The 3,918-nt window shown below is 35.0% G+C and carries 3 protein-coding genes; all 3 read right to left on the minus strand.

Going from position 1 to position 3,918, the window contains the following annotated elements:
• Positions 1 to 1,490: hypothetical protein (locus ACILQF_RS11515; RefSeq protein ID WP_395627550.1), on the minus strand; the 1,490-nt coding region annotated here is incomplete at its 3' end.
• A gap of 1 nt (position 1,491) precedes the next feature.
• On the minus strand, positions 1,492 to 3,615 hold the full coding sequence (locus ACILQF_RS11520) for a hypothetical protein (RefSeq protein WP_395627551.1): 2,124 nt from the start codon (positions 3,613 to 3,615) through the stop codon (positions 1,492 to 1,494).
• A partial coding sequence (locus ACILQF_RS11525; RefSeq protein WP_395627552.1) for a hypothetical protein occupies positions 3,612 to 3,918 on the minus strand: 307 nt, incomplete at its 5' end. The genes ACILQF_RS11525 and ACILQF_RS11520, both read right to left, overlap by 4 nt.

The following is a 3,918-nucleotide window of genomic DNA, read 5'->3' on the forward strand; positions in this document are numbered from 1 at the left end:
CGGTACTCAAATTGGATTGTAGGGTCTTGTAAAAGTGCAACTGTATCTTTATTTATTTCAAGTCCCGACGAATCGCTTTGAATTACTATTTCTGTATTGACTAGTGGTATTTTTGGAAAGGTATAACTTTTAGCCATTTCTTTCTCTTTACCTACTTTTTGAAGGATATAAGTCCAGAAAGACGAATAATCTTTCATCTGATTTCCAAGTGCCCAAGTATATGAATCATTAATCAGACTAAGAATAATTCGTCCTTTACCAAATAATTTGCTGTTAATTAAAATATCTCCTGCTTCATTTTTCACGAGACTTTGCGTACCTGCTTGTGGCATTATGGATAAAAATGTGCTGCCTTTAAGAATGTTTTTTGTTGTATTTTTTCCATTCCACATTAAATTCATGGTGTTAGGAATTGCTTTTTTACTTTCCAATAGTCTAAATGCTTTGCCATAGAAATTTTTCCCGAGTTCGATAGCATCCGCTTTGATAATCAATCCCATGCCCTTATTAACTTGGTTTTGAATCGCCTGGTTTTCCGAACTGCTCAAACGCGATAGTTCTTGAATATCTCCTATGAGCACATCGAAATTATTAAGTAATGTGGGATTAATGCGGCTCAAACTGGTTTTGCGGCTATTTATGAATTCAGTATTGAATTTGTTGGTGCTAATAGTTATTCGAGTAGCTAAGTTATATTCTTGTTCTGAGAGCCATTTTTTGAGGAATTTATATTCGAAATCAGGTGATGATGCTAAAATTAGTATTCTTAGCGGCTCAGGTTTTTTAACAAACACCGGCAAGTCTTCTATAGAAATAGTATCTCCATTTGCAAGGGTAATTAGTGAATAAAGAGCTTTGTCGAGGTGTTTTGGGATGTGCTTTAGTTCAAAATCGCTTTTTTCATCTTCAATAATTACCGAGTCTAGATTTGTTCCCAAGCCTTTTAAAACAAGTTTAATCTCTCTTTTTTGAGTGTTTACATAGTTCCCTTGGATTAATAATTCCTCACCGGAACGTATCGTTTTTGACCAGTTTATGGAGCGAATTCCATCTGCTAAAGTGGAAGGATGAAAAATTAGCTTTTTGCCTTTTAGAATTTCTAATTCATGGCTTTCTAAGCCATAACCAAAAATATGGAAGCTTTGGATATTTGGTTTTGATCTTAAAAAATGATGGAGATCAGCAATGAATATTGCATTTTTATTCTTTTCAATAATCTTTTTATCCGTGCTGAAAATTGATAGGCCTTTCCATGCTGCTAGGCTGTCTTTTTGATAGGCTTCAGTTAATAAAATAACACTGTTTTTCTGGTCTTTTGTTGTTTGACGATTGAATTTAATGGGTGAGGCAATAAAAAAGAGGGCTGTAACCGCTAGTAAAGAAGCTAGAATTCGTAAGTTAAGATTCGATTTATTTGCTCTTTTGATTTCCTTAAATAGGATAAAGCAGAGTAGCAGTGCTAGCGCAATAAAAATATAGATCTGATCCATCTTAAGGTTGCACTTGCTTTAAACGGTTGAAATATTCGGTTGATAAGGAAGTTTTTGTTGGTATAGGCCTTGCTTGGGGCATTTTACCTTCATCCCTAATTATTTTCTGCAGAGCAGATTCTATGATGGAAAACTCTTTCGGGCTAACCTTTAAATTAATGTTTGCACTAATGATTTTGCGCATTATTTCAAATGCATTTAGGTAGCTACTTGGCTCCGATATTGCTTTTGAAGCGATTTTTCGGTTTGCTTCTTGGAGAATAGCACGATCTTGTAGGTTCAGACTTCCTTTGGTCTTAAGTTTCGCAATTATTGCAGTTGCTTCTTTCAATGAACTTTGGGCTTCATTTTTTAAAATCTTCCGTTCTGCCATCGGCTGAATAATTTTATCAAGCTCGCCTGTGAGTCTTTTCTCTGGTTTTATGCTTGCTGTTTTGAGTGCTGTTTTTGAAACATATGCTCTAGATTTTTGCTGCAGATCTTTAAGTAAGCGCAAGGCTTTGTACTCAAATGGAAGCGCCTCCTGGGGCTTGTAAGTCCTTAAGCGTAATTCCGATTTCCACATTTCTGTTAGAGTTGCTTTCAGTTGTGCTTTTAATTCTGGTTCAAAATAGGTAGCATCTTCTGCAACATCATGCTTATGAGCGTAGGAATCTATGATTTTCTCAGTATTGCCAAAGTCGACTCCAGCTTCTTCATCTTCATGGTCTTCATTTCCCCCTCCAATGTCGCCTTCCGATTCTTCACCTAAAAACTTCCCATAACGTAGCCGCAGTAGCTTCTGATCAATACCTAAATTATTGCTTCTGCTTTTAAATTCCTCGGTGCTAATACTATTTTTTTCTTTTAGAATTTTTTCGGTATCGATTATAATTTGCCTCTGACTTCTAAAATATTCTGGGATAAGGTTTACACCTCCCATCATGCCATCCATGCTCATTAGTTTCGCGGTATCTTGTATGCTAACTTGATACACATCTGAGCGACTAGTCTGATTACGACTATCCATTGCATGAATGAAAAAATAAAGCTCATCGCCAGGCTTCATTCCTAAACTTGTTAAATTGATGGTTTTCTGGAGTTTGTACTCTTTTTCACCACTAATTTTATCGCTAAAGAGGATGGTATGCTCCTTAAACTCTACCCCTTCTCCTTGTCCGCTGCTAATTGTAGCCGAAATATAAACCTCATTAACTCCATAATCATCATTTACCTGTACTTGAACAGTTGATATTTGTTCTTCACCATAATCTATGGTGCTATATTGCTTGGGTGATGAAATACGGATTAATACGGGCTCGTCTTTTATAATTTCCAATTTATATAGGTCAGACAATTGATCATCTAAACTCACTTGGTAAAATCCGGACTTATTAATTCTTTTGTTTAATGTCCAAAGGGTTTTGTTCTTATTCAAAGGCCGCAATTTTGAAGTTTCAGAATCATTGAAAATAAACTTTAAACTTTCCACAGATTGATTGGTTTCAATGGTCCATTCAAGCATTGATCCATCTTCAACTGTAGCGGAAAATTGTTTTTGAGCGCGTTTATCTTTATTGGTATAGCTTGGAGGGGAAATGTTTAAAGTAATAGATGCTATTTCTGGCAATATTTTATCCGCTGTATAGAATTTGCCTTCCTTGAGCCCTATTGTCTTATTTTTTAAGTCGCTAGCATCAATTTGGGAGATTAAAAGTGAGATTGAAATTGAAAATAACAAGAAAATTGCTGATTTTTTTAAGCGTTTATAGATCAGAGCAGGTATTTGAACCTTAATTAGCTCATTTTCGATTCTTTGTACTTGCAATTTTTCTAGAATATTTAAAGTTTCACCTTCCTTTAATACTAGGCTGCTGCTTTCTTCCAATTGTGGATAGAACTGGTTTAGTAAACGGGCAACATCTTCTTCATTAATTTTTACTATTTGAAAGAATTGTACGATTGCAAAAGATAAAATTATACTTGATGCTGCTGCATACCAATAAGGTAAATCTGAGAAAATATTCCAAATTGAAATACCAATCAATGAAATTGAAAGGGCAAAAATAAAACTCGCAATCAGTCCGGAGAAAACCCATTTCGATTTAATTGCTTTTATGAATTTTTGCCCCCTCGAATAGCTCATATCAAATTCTTTTTGAAGGTTAAAAAGCGTTCTGTCATAAAAATTAAGATGAATGCGAGCCAAAACTGATTCTCAAGACTTTTCTCCTTTGATTGTGACTTGTTGGTGAAGGATTTACTTCTATTTAAAAATAGCGGTGCCATTTGAGCAGGATTCACTTTTCTTTTATCCAGTGAATGAATTTTTGAGCTCTTATTGTTCGATAAAATAATGTGAGTCAGTGCTTTCGGAAATTCTTGGCTCCAAACCAATTCGCTCCAGTCGGGGTTAAATCTTGAATAAAATTGAAGTTTGACATAATCT

It is taken from the genome of Daejeonella sp. (assembly GCF_044232565.1).
Taxonomy (GTDB): domain Bacteria; phylum Bacteroidota; class Bacteroidia; order Sphingobacteriales; family Sphingobacteriaceae; genus Daejeonella.